This is a genomic window from Thermofilum sp. (assembly GCF_038871435.1).
Taxonomy (GTDB): domain Archaea; phylum Thermoproteota; class Thermoprotei; order Thermofilales; family Thermofilaceae; genus Thermofilum; species Thermofilum adornatum.
The window spans coordinates 78,751-99,775 of the sequence record NZ_JAVZIC010000002.1; the positions used below are offsets into that span (position 1 = coordinate 78,751).

A 21,025-nucleotide genomic window follows, 5' to 3' on the forward strand; every position below is an offset into this window, starting at 1 on the left:
CCCAAGAAAAATGCTACAACCCTGCCAGCTTCTTGGGTTCGCCAGCAACTGCTTCGCGTTCTCCGCTGACATCCTGACAATGTCCCCACTCAGCCAGCCCTTGTAGAAACTCTGGCGTAACGCGCGTAGTGGAACTGAATTCTATAATTTTGTTGAGACAATAATGCTCCCTAAACAGATCTATACCAAAACGAATTAAACCAGTCTATTTTATAGCGCGCACTCGAATTTTTACGAGAATATTGCACGTAGCTTAGAACTTCTACGAGAAAACTTAATTAAGTTAACAAGGTATTGCAAATTGTGGAAGAAGTTGTCGTGACAAGCGACTTCAAAGTCGAGATACAGAAGAACTGAGAAAAAACTAGGTATCAAGCCTGGAGACCGCCTCATAGTAAGAATAGAAAAAGGAACAATAATCCTCCAGCCCCTCAGACCCAAAGAGGCATTAGAAATACTCGAAACCATAGCCGACCGCTACCTAGGCGGGCCGAGGCGTATAAAGCGCGCGGCGCCCCAAAGCTTTTCAGCCGCCTGCCGAGCATCTCTATCAACCAGCTCCAAGGCTTCCCTATAGTACCTCTCAAACATCTCCCTATACCTATCAACCCTACCCAAAGGATCCACCCACCCATTCCTCAAATCATCGACAACATCATCAACACTCCAGCCCGTAGCCCCAGCCAACTCCCTCAAATTAGCCTCATCAGTCTCGTCCAGAGGCTTGCCTTCAACGAGCTTCCCTACCAAAGCAAATAGCTCTGGAAACTCATAGAGAGGTTTCAAAAAGACTGTAGCTGCTCCATCGAGTTTTATCGTCTCATAAGAATACTCGCGGTGCTTAACGCTCTCAATACTGGAATGTTGCTGTGTTAATAGGGAGATGACTAACGTTTCGTACCCTGGAACTAAAGTAAAGCCATAAGTACTATTCGGTGGAGTAGCTAATAGTGTCGAATCAGTGCCTGTGAGTACCACAGTCTCCTCATAAGGATTTTGTAGGTGCACGAACCTCACCCCAGCCTACCTTATGGCGTGGTTTCCAGGACACCTTGTATACCCATGAAACCCAATAGACAGGTTCTCCATGAATTGACTTATACAAGGTGTTCCGAGCAACCATAACAGCTTCTGCGACTACCTTAACTTCGAACTCCCCCTTGGAACTCTTAACAATTTCTACAGCTTCTGCAGGTCGTTGCTCAAGGATGTCTAGCAACTCCCAACCCTCTTTCGGAGGTTCTGGTGGAAACAGAGGCTTATCTGCAACAAGCTTCTTAACATCCTCAGGAACGCTCTCAACAGCTATCCCACCAACAGCCTTAACGTCAAAGTTCACACCACCAAAAGGTGAAAACCCACTCTCCCTCACCTCAACCACCATGATCTTAAGGTTTAAAACAGCCCCATCAGAAAGCTTCAACCTCCCAACACCAGCAGGACTAGAAGTAGCACCCACAGCCCCACACGACTCCACAATTAATCTAGAGCCTTCCCCACCTTCTTCCCGCTCCTTTATCAGAAATCCAGCCTCTAAGCCCACAATCCACCACGCAACGAGATTAGCACCAAAGAACCCTGCTATCGAACCCCACACCGAAAACGGAGAGATAGAAAGCTCCACTGAACTTAACTCACTAATTATCCATGCAAGTAATTCAATAAGCCCAGGAACCAAGTTAGTACAAAACGGGACAGCTATCAACGCAACTGCAAGCTGAAAAACAGGGGCGTCAAAAATACGGCTAAGACCCTGAAAGAAAGTAAGGATCCCCGCGTGATAAGCAGCCAAAATAAATAATATTAATGCCAACACTGCAATAAATAATATTAATGTCAACACTGCAGAAAGAAAGATAACTACCATGCCAAAAGCTCTAAGTAAAATTAGTGCCAAGGTAATAAAGCAACTAACAAAGAAAAGTCCCACCAAAAAGGTCTTAGAATCCTTTATCCATGTAAGAAAATTATAAGAAAGCTTAAACATCTTCTCCGAATTTTTGCCAGCGCTCTCCGAATATTTTTTAAAATAATCAATTGTTTCTAGAAGATTTTTAAAAAATTTTAAACGATACAGGATAATCCCAAGAACAAAGCCCAAGACAAAAACTCCGATTACCAGATCCCTAGAAGAAGAAATCATCATCATAAAAGATATCATAACTATAAAAGAACTCACGAACACTTGACCAAGAGCAAAGGACCTTAAACTCTCAAGACCCTTTACAAGAGTATCTACATCCTTACCGTTGTTTATCGTCTTGGACATAATTTACTTACACGTATATTGGTTTATAAAACTATCGCTACATCTAACAAAATATAACACTATCACTATAGAAACGAGACCCTTAACCCCAATAGAAAAAGTCTACCCCAAACCAAGACCCATACACATCAAACAGCACCCAAAAGCCGGTGCGCTGTAGCGCTCTAGATCGGCGAGCCCCTTGAGCAACATTCTTTCAATTGCTAGGAAGGGCTTCGAGTTGTAATTGACGATCACTGCATGCACCTCGAAATCGTAGCTTTTTGTCGAGTAGCTATTAGGTCGAGACGTACACTTCAATAGCTTGTGCTGTACTCGTCTAGCCTCTTGGCTTTTTGTTTAGTGCAGATGCTGTAGCAGGCTTTTTAGATTGTTTTAGGGCTCTAGTAGCTGTAGTTATTGGAAGCATGCGCTAAGGCCTCAGCCCCCTAAAGGGCGGCGTCCCTAGGCAACTCAACTTCTCGTCCTATGTCCCCCAGACGCCGGGTACTCGGCACAAGCTGAGCACCGAGGGGCAAACAGAGTTGGGAAACGTCCTGTACACACACGCATTCATCGTGCCAAGAGACGCACCAACCTAAAATCAGAACCCTTACAAGAGTTTAACAGTAAGAGCAACACGAGGATAGCGTGGCTAGCGCGCTAGAGATAATATAAAAGCCGCGCACTATCATTCTGCACAAGTTTTCTCAGCCAACTCTACCAGCCGCTTTATCAGGGGAATCCTCGCCTTCACATCCTCCACTTCCAGCTTCGCTTCGTGAAAACCCCACACATGCAGGTGGCTCGCCGCATCCCAGCCAAGCTGAACATCCACGCCCAACTCGTCGGCCAGCCTCCTCACAGCTCTCTCAAGCAGAGCAACCGTCCACCTCCCCTTCACCTCGGCTTCCTTCGCCTCGGGGAGACCCAATCGCTCAGACAGCGCTTTAACGCACTCCTCAGCAACCTTGTAAACCTTCTCAGAAGACTGGACAGCATCCCCCTAGCCAGATACTCCTCAGCCTCGACAAGCAAACGACTAACCAGCTCAAACCTCCTAGCGGTCGCCTCGCAGACGTAGAGACACCACACACAATGCATTGCAACTCATCCAGCAACCCTAACAATCTTCACATAAGCTCTCAGCTCAACATTTCCGGAAACTTCAAGGGTACAAGCATTCCCTTCGCAAACCGCCCTTCCTCCCTCAACCTTCCACCTCTCAACAACATAGACCACATCCCCAACCCTTGTATCCCTCACAATCACTCTAACCTTGCTACCATAGTCCACCTCTTTCACGACTACGCCCCGCTGATCCGTCCTCGAAACCTTACCATTAATCTCTACCTCAACACCTTGAACTCGTTCCCCGTTATCTTCCCTAACTACTTCTACAGTGAGTCTGCCTTTAGGCAGAACCCCAACTTTGGAGCCTACAGTCTGTTTTAAAGAATTTAAAGAATTGTTGCCATTATTCAGATTACCACCTGGCACCAATGATTCACTATTGCGCGATACTTTTTCAAAAGTGTTCATGGGACTATAGTAACCCCCTTGCATACTTATCGAATAGTGGCTTATGCAGTTTAATTGCATCTTCGTATTCTCGGTCTCTAACCTCACATAATTAGTGTTTCTCGAAGTATTTTGACTCCGTAACTTCAAAAGTTGCTCCCGCATTTCTTTAAGCTCTTCTACTATTTCCTGGACTTCCTGGAGCCGGTTCAGCAACTCTTCTCTCTGTTTCTCTAACTCAGCAATCCTATTTACCAATTCAGTTATATTCTTTTTCAACTGGTCAAGCTGACCCCTCTTTTTTGCCTCATCATTACTCATTTTATTCAATACTTCTTGATATGTCTTCTTTAGCATCACCCGCCCTAGGGCGATTCCCAGCACTATCAGTTCCCGTACATGCTCTTCCACTCCTACATTGGAGAGAGAAAGGGCTACCATTAATACAGCTATTGCTAGACCTAACGGATCTTGTGTAGAATTATTTCTTACGATCCTTGGTGCTCGCTTGTTATCCCCCTCTTTTATAAGTTCCTTATATGTCTCTCGAGTGTGGTTATCCATTTGATGAATTAAGATGTATATTGTAGCCCCTACAGCCTCGCGTAATGGTTCCAGAATCTCTCCTGCCTCAGGATACTTCTCGTTCATCTCTCTTAGCACAATGTAGAGCTCTTCTAGCTCTATCAATGATCTTTCTATGCTCTGATATTCAGCGCAGGCTCTACTACGAGTGCTGTCTCGATATCTACCTTTCCACGTCTCTACCTTTTTGACCCTTACACTCATTTCTTTAACCCAGGAAAAAGGAAAAAAGGTATTTATAAATATTCGACTCGTTTTCGCCTTGAAATGATAAATTTTTACCCCATCAAGGTCTCTTACATAACATGCATTGCCTCGAAAAACTCTAGGCCATTACCACGCCGCTCGTACGCGATAAAGCACATCGAGTCTACATAAAGCCATAGAACGCTTAGCTAGAAAAGTCCCACAATCTACAAGCCCCCATTCCACCAGCTTAGTAACACAAAAGCCGCGCGCAAAAAAATCGAAGAGCAGAACCAAAGTCTCAATCGCCTTAAAGCCTTCTCGTTGCTCTTATTCGCAATAAAACAATAACAAGAAAAACACACAAAAATAGGAGAAGAAGACTGACTAGGAAAGCCTAGCCTGCCTCTTTCCCGAGCCTCCTCCTCACAATATACTCGATAGACTCCCTCGGGCTAATCAGCCTCTCTAGCCCCAGGAAGCCCAGCGTCCTAGAAACATCCACCCTAAACCTATACTTATCCTCCGGCCCAAACAGCGAAGGCAAGCCCTGGCCAACAACCATGACCCTATGCTCCAGGAAGCCTCAGAACGGCCCTGCGCGCTACATAAAGAAATATAATTTTTGTTCAGTGGCCCGAATTTTTCACAAAGATATTGAGGAGTATCCCGAAAAGCTATATGCAAAGCCTACCAGCCAGAGAGCTTATTCGACACGAACAAGCCACCCACAAGAGCTCTCTAACTCTTCTAAGTCCAACCCTACCTAAAACGCGACACGTCCATGAGGAAAATTACCAATAAACCACACAAGGCAACGCATGTACATCTGACACAAAAAAACCTATATAGATAGAAGCTCTAACAAAGCCACAGAGGCAGAGAGACATGGACGTACTCACGCAACTTTCTCAACAAGCAAAGCAGACACAGGTCGTCGTGATGGCTGGTGGGGAGGGCAAGAGGATGGGCTTCATAAATGTGCCGAAGCCATTGATAGAGCTAAACGGCGAAACACTCCTCGCAAGATGTATAAGATACATGGCTAGGAACGGCTTCGAGGAATTCATTGTTTTGACAAAGTTCCCGGACGTGGTAAGGGAGGCCGAGAAATTGAAAGAAGAAGGCTACAACATCCGCTGCTCAATGGACCCACCGCTAAAGAGGGTCGGGAAGGGCAAAGCACTAAAACACGCACTGGAGACAGGCTCTGTGGACCCAGAAAGGAGGGTATTCATCATTTTCCCAGACGACCTCTTCCTAGACGAGTCCCTGCCCCTAAGGTTCCTCTCAAGCCACATAGAGGCAGTGAACAGGCTAGAGGTGTGGGGAAGCGTAGCAGTAACTGCCGGCCTACAGCTGCCCTACGGATACGTCGAGATAGACTCCTTGAGCCTCGCGACGAGCTTCAAGGAAAAGCCAATATTACCGATACACGCGAGCACAGGCCTATACATATTCGAGCCACAGGCACTAAGACTCCTACAACAAACAGTAGACATGAACACCGACGAAGCAGTCGAGTTCGAAAACGTACTCCTGCCAAGGCTCGCGGAAAAAGCCAAACTACACGCATTCATCGTCCCACGGGACGTATGGCTACCAGTAAACACACTAAAAGAACTAGAAGAAGCAACAAAAACACTAAAAACACACAGCCACTAAAAAGAGCTACACCCCAGCCCACCGCCCGACCTCCAGCCAGAATCCTTTACAACCTCCAAAAGGTACGGGTGAAGACCCCCAGGCAAAACATCAAATACCCATGCTCAGAGTGCTCCCCGTCTAGCCTAACCTCCCCCCACATCCTCATAAACCATCCCGGCAAAGAAAACGCCTAGCCTCACTCAGCCACACATATTTACATTGAAACGGCCTTCTCAAATTTTCTAGTAATATATTTCGCATAGTCCCTCGGTAACTTTATCCCTAAAGAAAAATTTGCTACAACTAATGAAACAGAAAAACAGAAAAAAATGGAAATCCAATACTCCGTCAGTTACATGACCACCTAGCCGTCCGATTTTAACATCCTAACCACCTCTTGCCCCTTTGCTGACTGAAGACGCCGAATACCCCTTATCACCCTACCCCACCTAGTTCCCACCCCCTCGTCAACCAGCAACGCCAAACTAAGCAACCAACCAACGCCTCTGTGATAAAACGACAAAAGAGGCCACGCACCCTCTCTCAAAGCCAAAGCCCTCCCAAAAACATACGCCGCTTCTCGCAAAATAGTAAACACGCCAGGTGGCAAAACTATACCGTTCTTTACATCAGCAAACACTCGAGCAGTAGACTTTATCAACACAGAATCCGCAACCGCAAAAATCGGGTCAACCCCCCGCAACACAATATACCCCGCCTCAGACGCCTCCCTCAGGAACCTCAGCCCCTTCTCACTCCTAACCACCACAAGAGTGGCGCCACCAAGCTTCATAAAAGGCTCCGGCGGCAACGTCCATGGATCCGCAAGAGAGAGATCCGCCCCTACATTTGTGTGGTTAGTACAGACAAAACACCTCCTCCCGTAGAAATACTGCCCAAAACCAGAATCCCAGAAAACAGGCGAGGAAATACGGACGACGCCCCTCCTAGTCCATATGCTGGTGAAGCCAGGCCAACCACTCCCCCTAAAAGAAACCGACACAACATCATCCGCAGAAATATGGAACCTCTTAAGCGCATACCATACGGCATAGGCATCAGGTGTATTGCTACAGTAAGGTCCCAAAATAAAGACAGCTTGGTCCCTACCCCTCAGACGGGCAAGACGCCGAGCAGCTTCAACATAGCAGGGGACGGCGGTAACTGCAATTCTACCAAATCTCCGTAATGCCAAGTCAAATACCTTCGCAAAACCAAAAGTAGGTGCATAAAGAGACCCCGAAAACCTCTCTAATTCCTCCCCCTGCCGCACCACAGTCCACACCCCGTACACCAAACCACGATTAACCCGCTGCCTAGGCACCACCACGGCATCAACGCGGTGATGCTCTAGGAGATACCTAAGCAACGCCGTAGCAACACCGCCACTTGCACCCCTACGCCGAATTCTTTCATCAGTCGCCCAAGCAATATAAACAGCAGAATAGTTGCCGATAAGGCTCCTCACAATCTTATCAGGGGAAGACATGAAGCCTCATTTCAAGCTCTATGTTATCTCTAAGCTTGTGCCACGACTTATTAAATTATCAGGAAACTTAATGCGCCAACTTAGATTCCACGCCCTCTACACAATTCATAACAATTCATAATAACCCTTCCTCCTCTAAAAGCCTACGCAACACCCGCACAGGCAACTTAACCTCTTCAAGCCTCCTATTGACAGCATGACTTATCACTCTGCTCTCTTGCAAGATAGTCTCCGTAATTCTAACCACAACAGGCCACAAGTTTCCATACTCCTTTGGATTAAAAGCATCAATCAAATACAGCTCCTCCTCTAAGCCTAAATGCAACAACACGTCACGCACCTTCACATCACCCCTCGGCATAAAGAAGACGGCAGGCTTACCATAAGCCAACGCAATAACCCCTGCATGCATTCTACTAGTTATCAAAAAATCACAGGAGCTAATAACATGCACGGAATCCGCAACACTCCGCGGCGTAGCAACCCGCACCGCTTTCCTCACACGTTTACTCAGCATCTTCAGCAAACCCGCAATAGCAAGTTCATCGCTACCTACACTGTGCGCAATCAAGACAACCTCAACCCCATACCTCTCCACAAGCCCCTCCACAACAACCTTAAGCACCCTCAGATACTCCTGATACAGCTCGTGAAGCCCATAGAATTCAAAATAATCTCTACGCGGCACTATGCCCACAATCACCTTACTCTTATCCACAGAACCAATGGGTTTGTTGAACAGAAACCTAACACCAAAACCTGAATCCAACGCAGTATACAACCTACCCTCCTCAACAAACCTTGACAATATCTCACGTGAGAACCTCCCTCGAACAAATATCACATCTAATTTGTTCAATGATTTCCGCAATAGCTTCCACCAACGCCTTCGTCGCTCAAGCCCAATCCAAGACGCAGAAATGGGAAATGTTACAAGAGGCCCATCAACAACTGCTCTAGCACAGTTATAATTCACTAAGTAACTTATAAACGCTGCATGCTCAATAGTATGCCCCCCGACAGCACCCCCACTATACCTCCCCCTGTTATAAAGCCTACATAACCAAGGTCTTAAATATTGGACTGCAATCTCACTAGTGCTATATCTCTCCCAAACGATGTGCCGTATATTGCTAACGCGCTGGAAGCCACCTCGCACAGACAACTTTTCTTCGCTAGCACTATTTCTACGAATAAACCTCAATATTGATGATTGATCCTCTAAACCTGGAAGAACTTTTACCCGATCTATTATGCAGAACTTAGCACTTGACAGCTCTGGCAATGCCAATGTAATCTCAGCATTAGGCATTTCTCTAGACAAAAGAAACGAAGCTACACTATATTGTAAAGCATTTCCCAAACCCTTCGACGAGACCACGCCAACAACCAACAAACGTAAACTACTCACAAACAACAAACCCTTAAGTGTTTTTATACCTTCACGCGATAAATTCCCAGGTTTCTAACCGCATTATACATAATTTTTATATAAGCCTTTCGACAATCCTTAAAAACAACTCTACATTTTTAAAACCAAACTTCGATAATGCGTATTCTCGCATCTCATCCCTATTATACGTCTCTCCTAGTACTTTCAGTATACCCTCAACGATCTCTTCAGGTTGCAACGGCACTACAACACCATAACCCCCCACTACCTCAGGTATACCGCCCATATTGGATCCAACCACAGGCACTCCTAAACTAATCGATTCAACAGCCACAACGCCAAAAGTCTCAGGCCACACACTAGGCATCACAGTAGCACGCGCACCAGCCATAAGGTTGAAGTACTTCTCATCATCTAACTTGTTAAGAAACCTCACTCTCCTTCCAACGCCGTAACGCCTAGCCAGCGCCTCAACCCAGGTACCAGAAATTTCCGCAAAGATTCTATGTGTTGACTGCTTGCATCGAGTCAATAGCAAAGGTGAACATTTTCTGCCACATACTCCGTTAAAACCGTATGAAAACCACATGTTTGGACATATGGGTTCATAGGAATGCAGATGAGCTACTACTGGCAACATCTTGATACGCTTAACCCACTTCGCAACGGCAAACTCGCCTGTGGCGATCCAGATGGCGTCAGCCCAGCGTACAAGTTGCTCAAAAATGCTATCTGGTTTCATCTGAAGTAACGCGCCAACATTCCAGCAAGGCACTCTATATATTTCGACATTGTCTGTTGATAGAACGTATTTTCCTCCTAGGCAAGAGACAACCTTAATCTCTACATTATTTAACTTTGCAAGGAAAGACATAAATTCATTAGTAGCTACTTGTGCACCGCTATACCAAATCCCATTAGTTATTACTAGGAGTCTCATTATAGCTCTGAACGGAGAAGATTTGTAAGCGACATCTTCACGTTATCCCAGCTTCGCTTATTGAGAAGAAACTCTCTAAACCTACGTGAGTACGTAGGCTTTTTATCTTCAGCGTCGCGCAGATATTCCGAGACAAGCTCAATAAATTCTCTCGGTGAAGCGGCCCATAACACTTCGTCTTTATAGTCCTGTCTTTCCACGAACGATGGATGCGTTAACTTGGCGACAGGTGTGCCTACTATTCCAGCGTCGATGGAGCCAAGACTAAGCTCTTCATCTACACAACGCTCAATATATAAATCGGACGAAGCAATCAGTCTAAGAAACCGCTCTCTTGGTAAAAAGGGAAGCCTATACACGACAAGATTACCCCACTTTTCTTTTTTCGGCTCTCTCTGTGCAGGATCAACAATTACCAGATCTACTTGTCGACCTAGCTTTTGACTAACCCCTCTCATTAGCGAGATTAATTTTTCCTCTCTGAGTAGTCTTGGTGAGTTAACGTAGGATTTATACGTCACCACCTTTGGATTGAACCTCCCTTGGACGCTAACCTCGTTTCTTTTCGGAAGTTCCTCGGGAAAGACAAACTGTGGTAACAGTATAAAATTATTGTAAATTTTATTCGCTTCACAAGTAGTTATACTATGACAAATATATGTATCAACTCTGTCAGCCTTTTTCGCCATTTCAAAAAGCATTAAAGAGTACATGGCTCCTAACTTTTCTCTAAGTCGTCCATACCCTATCACATTACCGAGCTCGTGGTACACAAATCCATGCACAAATAAGACTACTCGTACATCGCTTCTTGCAAAAATATGGCTAGGGGGAGGGATTGAGCCAGTAATAATTACTACATCATATTTCTGAAACTGTGGAAGGTGCTTTAGATGAAACAGAGTCGGACTTCCGCTAATCACTATCTTGCTCACAGGAAATCTTTCTCTTCTTAACCCCTTCCAGAGCCTCTCGATTATGTAAGCAACTCCTCCTTCACTTCTGGGAGCTATTAGGGCTACCGAACTCATACGATCATAAGTAGCAAAATAAATAGACCGATACCTGAATCCCTAGCTACCATCAGCATTCCTGCACTAGCACGCTAGTACCGAAGAGTAGAGAGGCCATATCGCCTCTTTCGGAGCAACTCGAAGCCTAGGGAGCAAGGACGGTTAAAATGACCGCCAACTGCAAGCTGAAGTGCCAGGGGGTGTCTGCTAGAAATGCCAAGGCGCTGATAAGCGAAACGAGGAAAAGGGCTCTCGTAACCCCCTGCTGTATAGAAAGACTAAAAGCCCTAACACGACTATGGCAGAAGGCGTCAGATTGCCCAACGACGAGGTTAGTGAAGCTGAGACAGGGACATGCAACGTGCAGACAACTCCCCGCGACACACCACTTCTCGACTAAAACATCACACGAAGTGAGCTAGCTTTGAGAGAGCGCGTGCTTTAGAAAAGTTGCATATATTTCTAAGTGGTTTAATTAAAATGGATAAGAAAGGAGCAATAGATAAAAGTATTAAAGTACCGACATAAAGAATACTCTCCATATATGTAAATTTTAGATACATATGCAACCACATCACATCTATGTTATCTAAAGTTATAGCTATATGATATACACAAACATAAATGTCCATCCTAATATTTTTTAGTGAATCACTATTATAAAACATAGGAATAACGATCGTGCTAGGAGAAACAACTTCGATAATTTTTGAAAATCTTGTTGTGGCTAAAATGATCTTTGTATTATTAATACTTCCTTCTTTTAAATTAAGAATGCATGATTTTTGGGTATAAGCAACATTGACAGGTTGTAACCGTAAACCATGGTCAACAGGAAGGCTTTGCGGTTGGGGTTGCCCTTTCTTCAAGAATACCGCTATAACGTAGCCATCACGTTTTACCTCGTAAACTTTTTCTACCTCAATGCATTCTTTGCTGGCATTGAAACATAAATTAATTTTTTGACTTTTAACATATTTTTGGATGTAGCTCTGAGCGTTAGCATACTCGTACCATGACATCTCGGGATGATTTGTTAAAACCAAGTAGCTTCCGTTTGGCAAAACTTTTAGCATTCCCAAAAACTCATCCTCACCTATTGGCGGAGGAATAACGATAAATTTTCCAAAATCAAGATAGTTTCTAAGGTAAGTATATGCATTCGAAATCACGAGAACTTTTCCGCCCTTATACGTGCCCTCTAGGTAGTTGCTTACCTTTTTTAACGCATCGCCGAATGGACGGAAGAGCCAGCTCTTATCGAAAACCGGCTTAAGGAAAAGCAGTGAGAATGTGAAAAGAATCAGCATAAGTGCGACGAACGAAATAGAGGGCGACCGTCGTGCTACCGCTAAAGCACACCCTATGAGGGCACTTTCCACCAGTAACAGCATGCTGGAACGATCATACCTAAGCATATCAAAAAAGAACCTTGTCCCGCCTAACTCTGTCGATACTTTGTAGTTAATTAAAAGAATAATCACCATCAAAATGCTAAGGACAAGAAGCCATTTTCTAACATCATTATGATTTCTAATCAACCTATAGACAACTGTTATGGAAAGTAGTGCCGCTAAGATGTAAATATGTAAGGAGTACCTCGTGAAGTCATACAAGCGGTTTACGCCTATAAGTGTGAAAAAGTAAAACCAGTATGTGCAGCTAGTCGTAAGGGCAAGCAACTTAAACTTCGGATCTGCTCTAAACTCTTTATGCAGCAAACTCAAAGCCGGAAGGGCTATGAAAATAGCAGAAAGCAAGGGGGATAATGCTTCTGGTGCAAGAGCAAAATTCAGGAAATCAAGCCATTGCCTCCAGCTGAATGAAAATAGTGTGTAGCTATCCCAGGGAAGCTTCATAAACATTCCAAAAAGGAGTTCCGCTAACGAATCCCCTAAGATAAAGTATCTTCTCAAAAACACATACATTTTGATATTATTAAGGAAAAATAAAAATATGAAAGAGCCAAAATCCACAATAGCAATGTATAGTAACGAAATAAGCAATATAAGCTTGAAAATTTTTAATAAAAACCTGGCATCATTGTTTAACTGCTTTTTGTGCCTATTGAGGAATATAGTTAAAAATATTAAAAAGAAAGCAAAAGAAATCATATTTTCTTTAAATGAAATACTATAGAACGCAAAAATGAGAAAATAAAAGAACCTAGTTAGGTTAATCGAGAAAACAGCATTTATGTCTAATGATTTTAAAATGAAGTATAAGGATGTAAGAATAAAATATGTTTGGGGTAAATCAGGCAAAATAGTGATACTCCAAGGTAAAACTATTGGAAGAAAAACAACAAATAGTGCACTTATTACCGCAAGCTCGCGTACATTGACATTAAGGAGATCTATCAAGATGCTCAAAGATGCGAAGAGTACTAGTATAAGGAAAAGTATGCTTGAAAGATACAACTCACTTGGCTTGGCGCCTGAAAGTACCCTCATTGAATATAAGTAATAGAACCATATTGTTCTTCCATTGATATACTTCGCAATTGATGAAATAATGGAATTTAGATCTCCATAAGCAAACATAACTTTGTATTGCTCATAAATGCTTACAGTAAAAGCATAAAATGTTTCATCTGCTGAATACCATCGAGGTGTATTTTTAAGCAAATATGTTAGTATAGGCAATAAGATCGACGATAAAATGATATATTCTAGTAGCAACGTTATCTCTTTTTTCATCTTTAATTCAAGATTCTTGTCAAAATCAGCTTCTTTTACCATTCTAGAAAACAGAGGCAAGATACCTATCACCAAAGAAAACAAAGTTAAAATGATTGAAGCTTTCTTATCAAAGATTAGCGTCGTGAAGATGCTGAAAAATAACATAAATGTTATCGCTATATGAAAAGCCTCAAGAGCGTTTAATGTTTTATCAATTTTCTTTAATATTAATGAGAATGGTAGCGCAGGTAAAATTATAAAAGCGAGTAATACCATCGGCACCGCATTGTAGCTTCCATATAACATCGATAAGGTTATATAGAACATTGGTTGAATAAAAATATAAAAAAGATGGAAAAAAGTCAATGTTCTTTTAATATTATGTTTACTGGCTTTCATTTACACCGTCCCTTGAGCAAAAAATATTGCATAACAACAGAGATGCAGTTATCGTTTTCACGTAGTTGATACCCGCTTCTGTGATTGACCTTGCATGAATCTATTGATAGTTACTTGAAATAAGCCAGGGATTTTCATACACACTATCTATTGATTGACTATAGATTCAAACATTAATTCGAGATGTCGTATAATGATGTTCCAATCATAGTGTTTGACAATATGGTTTCTTATAGTTTTGTTGATCTCATAGTACTGGGCTGGATCCTGAGACCACAGTAGGTAGTAGTCTTTGATCGCTTCCGCGAATGACTTAACATTTCCTGGTTCGATAAGCCGTCCTGTTACCCTCTCGATGATAACGTCTGAGATCCCTGGGATTTTTGAGCCCACTGCTGGTAGGCCGCAGGACTGGGCTTCTAAAAGGCTTATAGGAAAGCCTTCCGTTCTTGAGGGAAGGAGGAAGAGGTTTGTCTCCATATATATTTTTGGCAGAGCTTGTCTATTAACGTACCCCAGATAGACTACGTTTCTATATTTCTGCGCAAGAGCTCTGATCTCCTGCTCATAAGTTCCAGACCCAACTATTATGAACCTGATATTCTTTAGCTCTAACTTGTCATTAATATGCTTAATTATATCAATTAGAATATCTGCACCTTTGTCTTCTATTAATCTTCCTGTGAAAATAACATTGAAGTGCTGTGAGCTAGAGGGGTCTCTGCAAAGTTGGAAGGTTTTGGTGTCTATACCGTTGGGAATATAGAATATACTTTTATTGGTCACTACACTTCGAAGCCAAGCATAAGTGCTCTTATTTAGAGCATGGTATGAATCAAATACCTTGATAGCTTCTTTCAATGTTGGAAAATATAGCTTCTGTAATAGTACATCTGTTCTTAAAAATCCATGGAATCCAGCTATAAGCTTGGTTTTCAGAGCTCTTCTAAACAGTTTAACCCATACTTCAACTGGGGCGAAGGGAACCACCGCATAGACTATATCGCATGTATTGAGCATGTTTAAAAGGAAGTTATTGTACATAGGGTGTGGCAGAGGGAATCCGCGGGGCAACTTGACCGAGGGTAGCTCGTAATACTTAGTTCCATAGCTATGGAGAAAGGATAATATCTCCTGGTTTCTTAACCTTTGTGTCCAGGCATGGTTTAACCCAGCTATGATTACTTCATGGTTTTTTGGAAGTCTTGAAGAAACGTCGATTAGCCAGTGTTCAGCTCCTCCGCCTTCCCGGAGGCTATTTGGTTTAAAGAAGCATATTCTCATGTTTTAACAGTTGGGTCTTACTTTGAGATTTTTGTAAACTGTATGAAAACTTTCTACCGTTTTTCTAAGGTCGTACTTCTTTGCTTTAGATTTGAGAACTCTTTCATCATAAATAGTTATGTTAAAATCCATGATGCTTCTTGCAAGTTGCGCCACGTTGTCTTTCTCTACCAGCAAACCGTGGATATGATTTCTTATAATCTCGCTTATTGGTGGCAGATTATATGAAATCACAGGGGTTCCCGTGGCTAGAGCCTCTACAACCACTATGCCGAAGCCCTCTGGGTAGCCTAAGTGTATGAGCGCTTCGGCTCTGGCCAGGAGCTCCAGCTTCTCCTGCTCGTCAACGTTTCCGAGGAGTTTGACTGTGTCCTCGAGGTTTTCCTCCTTGATTTTTCGTTCGAGAGCAATACTGAGCGGCCCGTTGCCGACTATGTAGAGCTTGAGGTCTTTGCGTCGCTTTCTCGCGAGCTTGGCTGCTAGGATCGCGTGTTCGTAGTGCTTTCTGGGCTCGAGGCGGCCTATCATGAGGAAGGTTCCGGGCTCGGGCTTCTTCCTGACGGCTAGGTGCTTCGAGAGGTCGATACCGTTTGGTATCACGATTATTCTCCTGCGTGCGAAGATTCTTCGCTTTGCTACCTGCTCTGCTGTGTACTTCGAGGGAGTATGGATAAGTGTGCAAGGGGAGTTTGTTTCAAGGAAATCTTGAAATATAGGAAGGGATATTCTCGAGATAAGGTTACTCATGCTCTGCATGTCTTCTAGGTGATGTATGGTACATACTCGTGGAACTTTGGGGAGGAAGTAGGGAAGAAGATTCGGGAGGTGATTATTAAAGTGAAGAATGTCTAAGTTCTGCAATCCCGTTAAAGTCTTTTTGGCATCTTTAAAGAATACAGGTATCCTACTAGGTTGTTGGTGCGGGAGTTTTCTGAGATTATAGATATTTAAGTTAACGATATTAAAGTAATTATCATAGGCATCATAAAATGCCGAGTCAACTGCGCCTGCTATCAAGCTTACATCATAGTTGTATTGCTTTACAAGCTCTGCAAGGGTATTTGCTATTATTCTCACTCCTCCAGCAAACGGTGAAAGGTAGTCTGAAACGAATGTTATATGGAGCAAAATCAACGACCTAGAGGATTTCTTCCACTACTTTTAGGTAGTGCTTTATGAAAGCTTGTAAAGTATAGTTTGTGAGGTCAGGTGTGCATGGTGGCGGGTCACGTGCTATGATTTCTGCCGCCTCGTCAACTGTTTTGACTATTGTTCCGCAACCTGTGTTCTGGACTAGCTCTACCGCGGCGTTGTAGCCTGTGTCGAGGACTACTGGGTGGGCTCCGCAGGCTAGGGCTTCTAGGGTCGCGATGCTGAAGCCCTCGAACTGGGAGAGGTTCAGGTAGTACTTGGCGCGCGAGAGGGTGGAGAGCTTTTCGTCCTCGCTGGCCCCACGCAGTATCTCGACCTCGTGGTTTGTGCCTCTGAGCTGCGGCACGAGGTGGTCGTAGAGGGGTCCGTCGCCCACGATGGCGACTCTCAGGGGCTTGTCCACGAGCTTTAGGAGCTTGAAGAGCCTGTCCCAGCCTTTGATGGGGACGAACCTGCCTATGGCTACCGCGTCGATATCTCGCCTAGTGTTGCCCGCGTACTTCACATACCTCTCGAGGGGTAGGCCCAGGGGCACTGGATAGACTGGGGCGCTGGTGTGCTCTCTGACCTTCCTGGCTACGAATTCCGAGGGGGTGATTATGGCCCTGGGCCTTGTCACTAGTAGCTTCTCCCCTTTCTCGGCGAGGACGGCTAGGGGGACTGAATAGTAAGTCCTCCACATGGGACCCCAGAACTCGTGGAGAGTGAGCACGAAGGAGCCTTTCGGCAGGAGGAGGGCCGGCGTGTAGGGTACGCTCACATCCACGACGTCGCAGTGTAGCTTCTCGACTGTTCTGGCGGCTTTGATCCCGAAGAGGGCGACGGGTAGGACTCTGCGCTTCCCCTTTTCGTCGTAGTGCTCGGGCGGCGCTCCCACGGGAACCAAGTCTATGGAGGAGTCTGCGCAGCCGTTGTAGGCGTAGGTGATGTAGGAGACCTTGTGGCCTAGCTTCGCCAGCTCACTGGTCAGGAGGTGGTACCGGAGCTCCGCGCCCCCGCTGGTGCATGGGTAGAGGTGGGAGCACACGAAGCAGAGGTGCATGGCTACTCGCGGGCCAGGAGTAGGGCTTGCACGCTACTCTCTGCGCAAGAGGTGCGCCGCCATAGCGGTGGCGGCCGCCTGTGCGCCTAGGACTGTGAGCGCTAGCGCCAGCGCGTTCTCGCCTCTTAGCGGTAGGTAGCGGTAGCCACTTTCAACCCACTTCGTAAATAGGTAGAGCGTATAAGCGCCACCCGACACCACGAGCACCGCTGCGAGGATGAACGCCTGTTCAACGCTCATTTTCATTAGCAGTTTCGTGATCCTGCTTGTAGGTCTTCCTATCATTTTCGCGAGGTGAAGGTCGGCAAGGAGTCCCAGCCCAGCCAAGTTAGCGCCAAGTATGGTGAGCATACTACCAAGTATGGCGGAGTGGATGCCTGGCGAATAGCCTAAGTTTGCTCGAAGCACAGCAGCTAGCATGAGGACGATCCCCATCAGTAGCATCGCGATGCCGGGTATGTAGTAGAGGAACTTGGGGGCTAGTATGAGTAGGTATTTTAGGTGGCGCCAGCCGTCTCGGAGGCTGTTTAGTTTTGACTGTGTTCCTTCTCTGCGTGGGTGGTAGGTTATTGGGACTTCTGTTATGCGGAGGTTTAGGTAGGCGGCTTTTGCTAGGAGTTCTGAGGCGAACTCCATTCCTGGGGTGTTTAGGTTTAGTTTTTGTATTGCTTCTCTCTTGGCGGCCCTGAAGCCTGTGTGGGCGTCGGAGACGTTTGTTCCGTAGAACTTGTTGAGGATGAATGTTAGGAGGGGGTTTCCTATGTACCTGTGGAGCCATGGCATTGCGCCCGGCATTATTTTGCCTTTTAGGCGTGTTCCTAGGACTATGTCTGCCTTATCTTGGAGGAGTGGCTGTAGGAGTTTTGGTGCTTCTTCTAGGTCGTATGTGCCGTCTGCGTCTGCCATGACTATGTATTTGCCCCTTGCGTGCCGAAGCGCGTATATGTAGGCGTAGCCGTAGCCGTGCTTGTCTGGTGTAACTACTTTTGCTCCGAGGCTTGTGGCTATTTGTGGGGTGGCGTCTGTGGAGTTGTCTGGGACTATGATTTCGTATGTTAGGCCGAGTTGCTGGGCGGCTTTTTGGGCTTTTTGTATGACTTCTGCTATTGTTTTTTCCTCGTTTTTTGATGGAAAGATGAATGTTACGTCTGGCTCCTCGCTACTCATATTTTACCTGGATAGACGTTTCATAAGCATTTTTGCTGGTTGCCTTGGGCGCCTCATGTGGTTACTGTCAATTACAACTTCCATTTGTGTTTCAATTCGTCCCAGATTTTTTCCTTCAGTTCTTCATCTATTCTGGCTATTTCGTTTTCATCGACGGCTTCAGTGATCTCTTCTGCTATAAAGTACTTTAGTAGAAGTCTTTTGAATTCTTCGACAGGGATGCGCTCCATAGCTTTTCTAAGTAGCTCGTCTTTTGTGACGAGGATCCAGATGTCTTCTGGGACACGATGGTAATAGTCTTGCCCATGGCTTGGAGTTTTAAGCTTTGACACTACCCCTTTGCTCGCTTCTCAATGGGGGTATGAGGGGTGTGTCTGGTTCTCGCCGATTCATCTCCTAGCCTCTGTAGAATAGTGGTGTGTTTAGGTACTGTATTCCTAGGGTTTTGATTGTTTCCAGTCTGGCTTTTTTGAGTGCCTCGGCTATGTGTGTTGCCCCTATTGCTAGGGCTAGCTGTATCTTTTTGGCTAGTAGTTTTAGGCCCTCCTCATAGGCCTTTATCATTGTTGCCTTGGAGGGCCAGACTTTTTCTAGGATCCTGAGTATTGCCTCGCGGAGGGCCGGGCTTTTAATAGCTTTAAGCCTCCTGGCGAGGAAAAGGAGTGCCCTCTCCTCTGGCCTGAGCCTCCAGTAGGCTCCGTAGCGTAGTGCGCGTTTGTAGGCGGCGGAAACGAGCTGTGGGGATATTTGTATCGCTGGAGGCGTTGGAGGCACAGGCACAGAGGAGGATGGCGTCATACATTGTGGTAAAGAGAGAAAAACATAAAAACTTTTTTAGGGAGGGGCTGGCTACTGTGGTGGGGGCGGGGGCTGTGGCTGGTGTCTGTGCTGTTTTCTGGCTAGGTATGTTATTGCGGCGGCTTCGAGTATGATTATTGTTGTGACGAGTGCGAGGAATAATGTTTCTGAGCCGAAGAGTCTTGCTATTATGCTTGGCTGGGCTGTTTGAGTTGTGGCTGTCTGGGGTGTGGGGTACGTTATGGAGGTTATTGTTTTGGGTACTAGTCTGTGGAGGAACCATCTTTGCTCTGGTATGTAGATTGTTATTTTTTGTTGTGGTTTTAGTCCTAGTAGGCTGAGTGGTATTTTGAGTTCGAAGACTGTGTTGAAGTCTGCGTTTTATGGTGTGGAGGATACTTGTTGCCATTTTGAGTCCGTGCCTGTGCCGGTGTACTTGTAGTAGTAGATGTTGGGGTATTTTAGTATCTGTGTGTTTAGGATGGCGTAGGCGTAGTAGTCTGCGCCGCTGTAGGTCTTGTAGCCTGTGCGGTTGCTGTTGTCTGTGTCTATGTATATGTAGAGTTCCCTGTTCAAGGTGCCCGTGGGTATGCTCTGGGTAGGCTTTCCCCTTGTATCGACCCTTACGTATAGGTTTTCGGCATCGTTTGCCAGGTAGATTGCTGATATTTCTAGTTCGGGCGGGTTTATGCCTCTCGGCTTTAGGCTGAGTGTTGGTGTGGCTGTTCCCCAGTCGCCTGGGTAGCCGTCTACCGTGATTTGCCTGTTGTTGGAGCCAATGGTGTAGGTTATCTTTGTTGCTGTGATTGTGAGGACGTACGAATACGCGCTGATGTAGAAGTCCATGCCTGTTGGGCTATACGCTATATCTTCCTTGTTTATAGGTACCTCCCAGTAGCTTAGGCTGGGTGCCAGCTTCATGTCTGGCTTTAGGTCTCTGAGGTTTTTCCAGCCGTTTGCTGTGGGGTCCCACTTGTAGAGGTTTGCCCAGGAGGAGTCGTTGTTTCCCGTGATGCGAATATTGATGTAGGAGTCTATGCCTATGTTGTATGCGAGGCTACCTGTCTGGGGGTTTCTGTCGGTGTCCATGTATAGGAAGAGGTTGTGGATGTATTCGCTTGAGTTTGGCATGGGGGCATAGTACTCTATGTAGAAGTATAGCTTGTCCTGGGTCTCCTTTATGTAGACTGCTTTTATGTCCATCCAGTCTGAAGCATTGTATGCCCTTGGCGGCGCATATATGAGGGTGTAGCCTTGGGGCTGGCTGACTGTTGGTAGCAGGATTGTCAAGAAGCCTGCAAGGATAAGCATAGAGACAAGGAGCCAGGCCTCAAAACTTTTAATTTTTTTCTCCCATAATTTTATCAAAAGTTCAAGTATATAAAATGATATGTTTAAGGAAGTCAAGAGGAAAAAAGGCTGAACTAGCAAAATGCTGGGTTTGGAATATTCATTTATTTGCCTTTATTAGTATCCTTTT

Annotated in this window: 20 protein-coding genes; 2 read left to right on the forward strand and 18 right to left on the reverse strand. The window is 45.1% G+C overall.

Translation table 11 applies throughout. The features are described 5' to 3' along the window. Window positions 1-370: 370 nt before the first annotated feature. On the forward strand, window positions 371-577 hold the full coding sequence (locus QXT17_RS10040; protein WP_405054551.1) for a hypothetical protein: 207 nt from the start codon (window positions 371-373) through the stop codon (window positions 575-577). Here QXT17_RS10040 and QXT17_RS02880 read toward each other — a convergent pair. The 6 genes from QXT17_RS02880 to QXT17_RS02905 form a co-directional block, all read right to left on the reverse strand. Then, a complete protein-coding gene (locus tag QXT17_RS02880; RefSeq protein ID WP_342784291.1) occupies window positions 478-1,008 on the reverse strand; it encodes a PaREP1 family protein in 531 nt (176 codons plus the stop codon). The genes QXT17_RS10040 and QXT17_RS02880 overlap by 100 nt on opposite strands. Beyond that, window positions 986-2,269 (reverse strand): hypothetical protein, encoded by a 1,284-nt coding sequence (locus QXT17_RS02885; protein WP_342783753.1) that lies wholly within the window; start codon window positions 2,267-2,269, stop codon window positions 986-988. The genes QXT17_RS02880 and QXT17_RS02885 overlap by 23 nt, the downstream gene beginning before the upstream one ends. A gap of 670 nt (window positions 2,270-2,939) precedes the next feature. Continuing rightward, window positions 2,940-3,194, reverse strand: coding sequence for a PaREP1 family protein (locus QXT17_RS02890; RefSeq protein ID WP_342783769.1), 255 nt, complete (start codon window positions 3,192-3,194; stop codon window positions 2,940-2,942). Further along, a complete protein-coding gene (locus QXT17_RS02895; protein ID WP_342783754.1) occupies window positions 3,149-3,352 on the reverse strand; it encodes a hypothetical protein in 204 nt (67 codons plus the stop codon). The genes QXT17_RS02890 and QXT17_RS02895 overlap by 46 nt, the downstream gene beginning before the upstream one ends. A gap of 6 nt (window positions 3,353-3,358) precedes the next feature. Continuing rightward, window positions 3,359-4,558: a hypothetical protein gene (locus QXT17_RS02900; RefSeq protein WP_342783755.1), complete on the reverse strand. Its 1,200-nt coding sequence runs from the start codon at window positions 4,556-4,558 to the stop codon at window positions 3,359-3,361. A 379-nt stretch (window positions 4,559-4,937) separates the two neighbouring features. Further along, on the reverse strand, window positions 4,938-5,105 hold the full coding sequence (locus tag QXT17_RS02905; RefSeq protein WP_342783756.1) for a hypothetical protein: 168 nt from the start codon (window positions 5,103-5,105) through the stop codon (window positions 4,938-4,940). A 323-nt stretch (window positions 5,106-5,428) separates the two neighbouring features. Between QXT17_RS02905 and QXT17_RS02910 the strand changes: the two genes are divergently transcribed. Then, window positions 5,429-6,205 (forward strand): sugar phosphate nucleotidyltransferase, encoded by a 777-nt coding sequence (locus tag QXT17_RS02910; protein WP_342783757.1) that lies wholly within the window; start codon window positions 5,429-5,431, stop codon window positions 6,203-6,205. 346 nt (window positions 6,206-6,551) lie between these two features. Here the strand turns inward: QXT17_RS02910 and QXT17_RS02915 are convergent, their stop codons facing one another. The 12 genes from QXT17_RS02915 to QXT17_RS02970 all read right to left on the reverse strand — a co-directional run bounded on the left by QXT17_RS02915 (window position 6,552) and on the right by QXT17_RS02970 (window position 20,913). After that, on the reverse strand, window positions 6,552-7,676 hold the full coding sequence (locus QXT17_RS02915) for a Coenzyme F420 hydrogenase/dehydrogenase, beta subunit C-terminal domain (RefSeq protein WP_342783758.1): 1,125 nt from the start codon (window positions 7,674-7,676) through the stop codon (window positions 6,552-6,554). Window positions 7,677-7,791: 115 nt separating this feature from the next. Next, window positions 7,792-8,988, reverse strand: a complete 1,197-nt coding sequence (locus QXT17_RS02920; RefSeq protein ID WP_342783770.1) for a polysaccharide pyruvyl transferase family protein — start codon at window positions 8,986-8,988, stop codon at window positions 7,792-7,794. 175 nt (window positions 8,989-9,163) lie between these two features. Then, window positions 9,164-10,009 carry a glycosyltransferase gene (locus QXT17_RS02925; RefSeq protein WP_342783759.1) on the reverse strand — a complete coding sequence of 282 codons (846 nt, stop codon included), beginning with the start codon at window positions 10,007-10,009 and terminating at the stop codon, window positions 9,164-9,166. Continuing rightward, window positions 10,009-11,040 (reverse strand): glycosyltransferase, encoded by a 1,032-nt coding sequence (locus tag QXT17_RS02930; RefSeq protein WP_342783760.1) that lies wholly within the window; start codon window positions 11,038-11,040, stop codon window positions 10,009-10,011. Before QXT17_RS02930 ends, QXT17_RS02925 begins: the two co-directional genes overlap by 1 nt. A 386-nt stretch (window positions 11,041-11,426) precedes the next feature. Continuing rightward, window positions 11,427-13,985 (reverse strand): hypothetical protein, encoded by a 2,559-nt coding sequence (locus QXT17_RS02935; protein WP_342814450.1) that lies wholly within the window; start codon window positions 13,983-13,985, stop codon window positions 11,427-11,429. Window positions 13,986-14,249: 264 nt separating this feature from the next. After that, a complete protein-coding gene (locus tag QXT17_RS02940) occupies window positions 14,250-15,386 on the reverse strand; it encodes a glycosyltransferase family 4 protein (protein ID WP_342783391.1) in 1,137 nt (378 codons plus the stop codon). A 3-nt stretch (window positions 15,387-15,389) separates the two neighbouring features. Continuing rightward, window positions 15,390-16,520 (reverse strand): glycosyltransferase family 4 protein, encoded by a 1,131-nt coding sequence (locus QXT17_RS02945; protein WP_342783390.1) that lies wholly within the window; start codon window positions 16,518-16,520, stop codon window positions 15,390-15,392. A 4-nt stretch (window positions 16,521-16,524) separates the two neighbouring features. Beyond that, window positions 16,525-17,580, reverse strand: a complete 1,056-nt coding sequence (locus QXT17_RS02950) for a glycosyltransferase family 4 protein (RefSeq protein ID WP_342783389.1) — start codon at window positions 17,578-17,580, stop codon at window positions 16,525-16,527. Between the two features lie 33 nt (window positions 17,581-17,613). Beyond that, window positions 17,614-18,747, reverse strand: coding sequence for a glycosyltransferase family 2 protein (locus QXT17_RS02955; protein WP_342783761.1), 1,134 nt, complete (start codon window positions 18,745-18,747; stop codon window positions 17,614-17,616). A gap of 71 nt (window positions 18,748-18,818) precedes the next feature. Continuing rightward, window positions 18,819-19,079, reverse strand: a complete 261-nt coding sequence (locus QXT17_RS02960) for a hypothetical protein (protein ID WP_342783762.1) — start codon at window positions 19,077-19,079, stop codon at window positions 18,819-18,821. Window positions 19,080-19,143: 64 nt separating this feature from the next. Next, entirely contained in the window at window positions 19,144-19,545 is a 402-nt protein-coding gene (locus tag QXT17_RS02965; RefSeq protein WP_342783763.1) for a hypothetical protein, read from the reverse strand. Between the two features lie 381 nt (window positions 19,546-19,926). Then, window positions 19,927-20,913 carry a hypothetical protein gene (locus QXT17_RS02970; RefSeq protein ID WP_342814449.1) on the reverse strand — a complete coding sequence of 329 codons (987 nt, stop codon included), beginning with the start codon at window positions 20,911-20,913 and terminating at the stop codon, window positions 19,927-19,929. Window positions 20,914-21,025 lie beyond the last annotated feature (112 nt).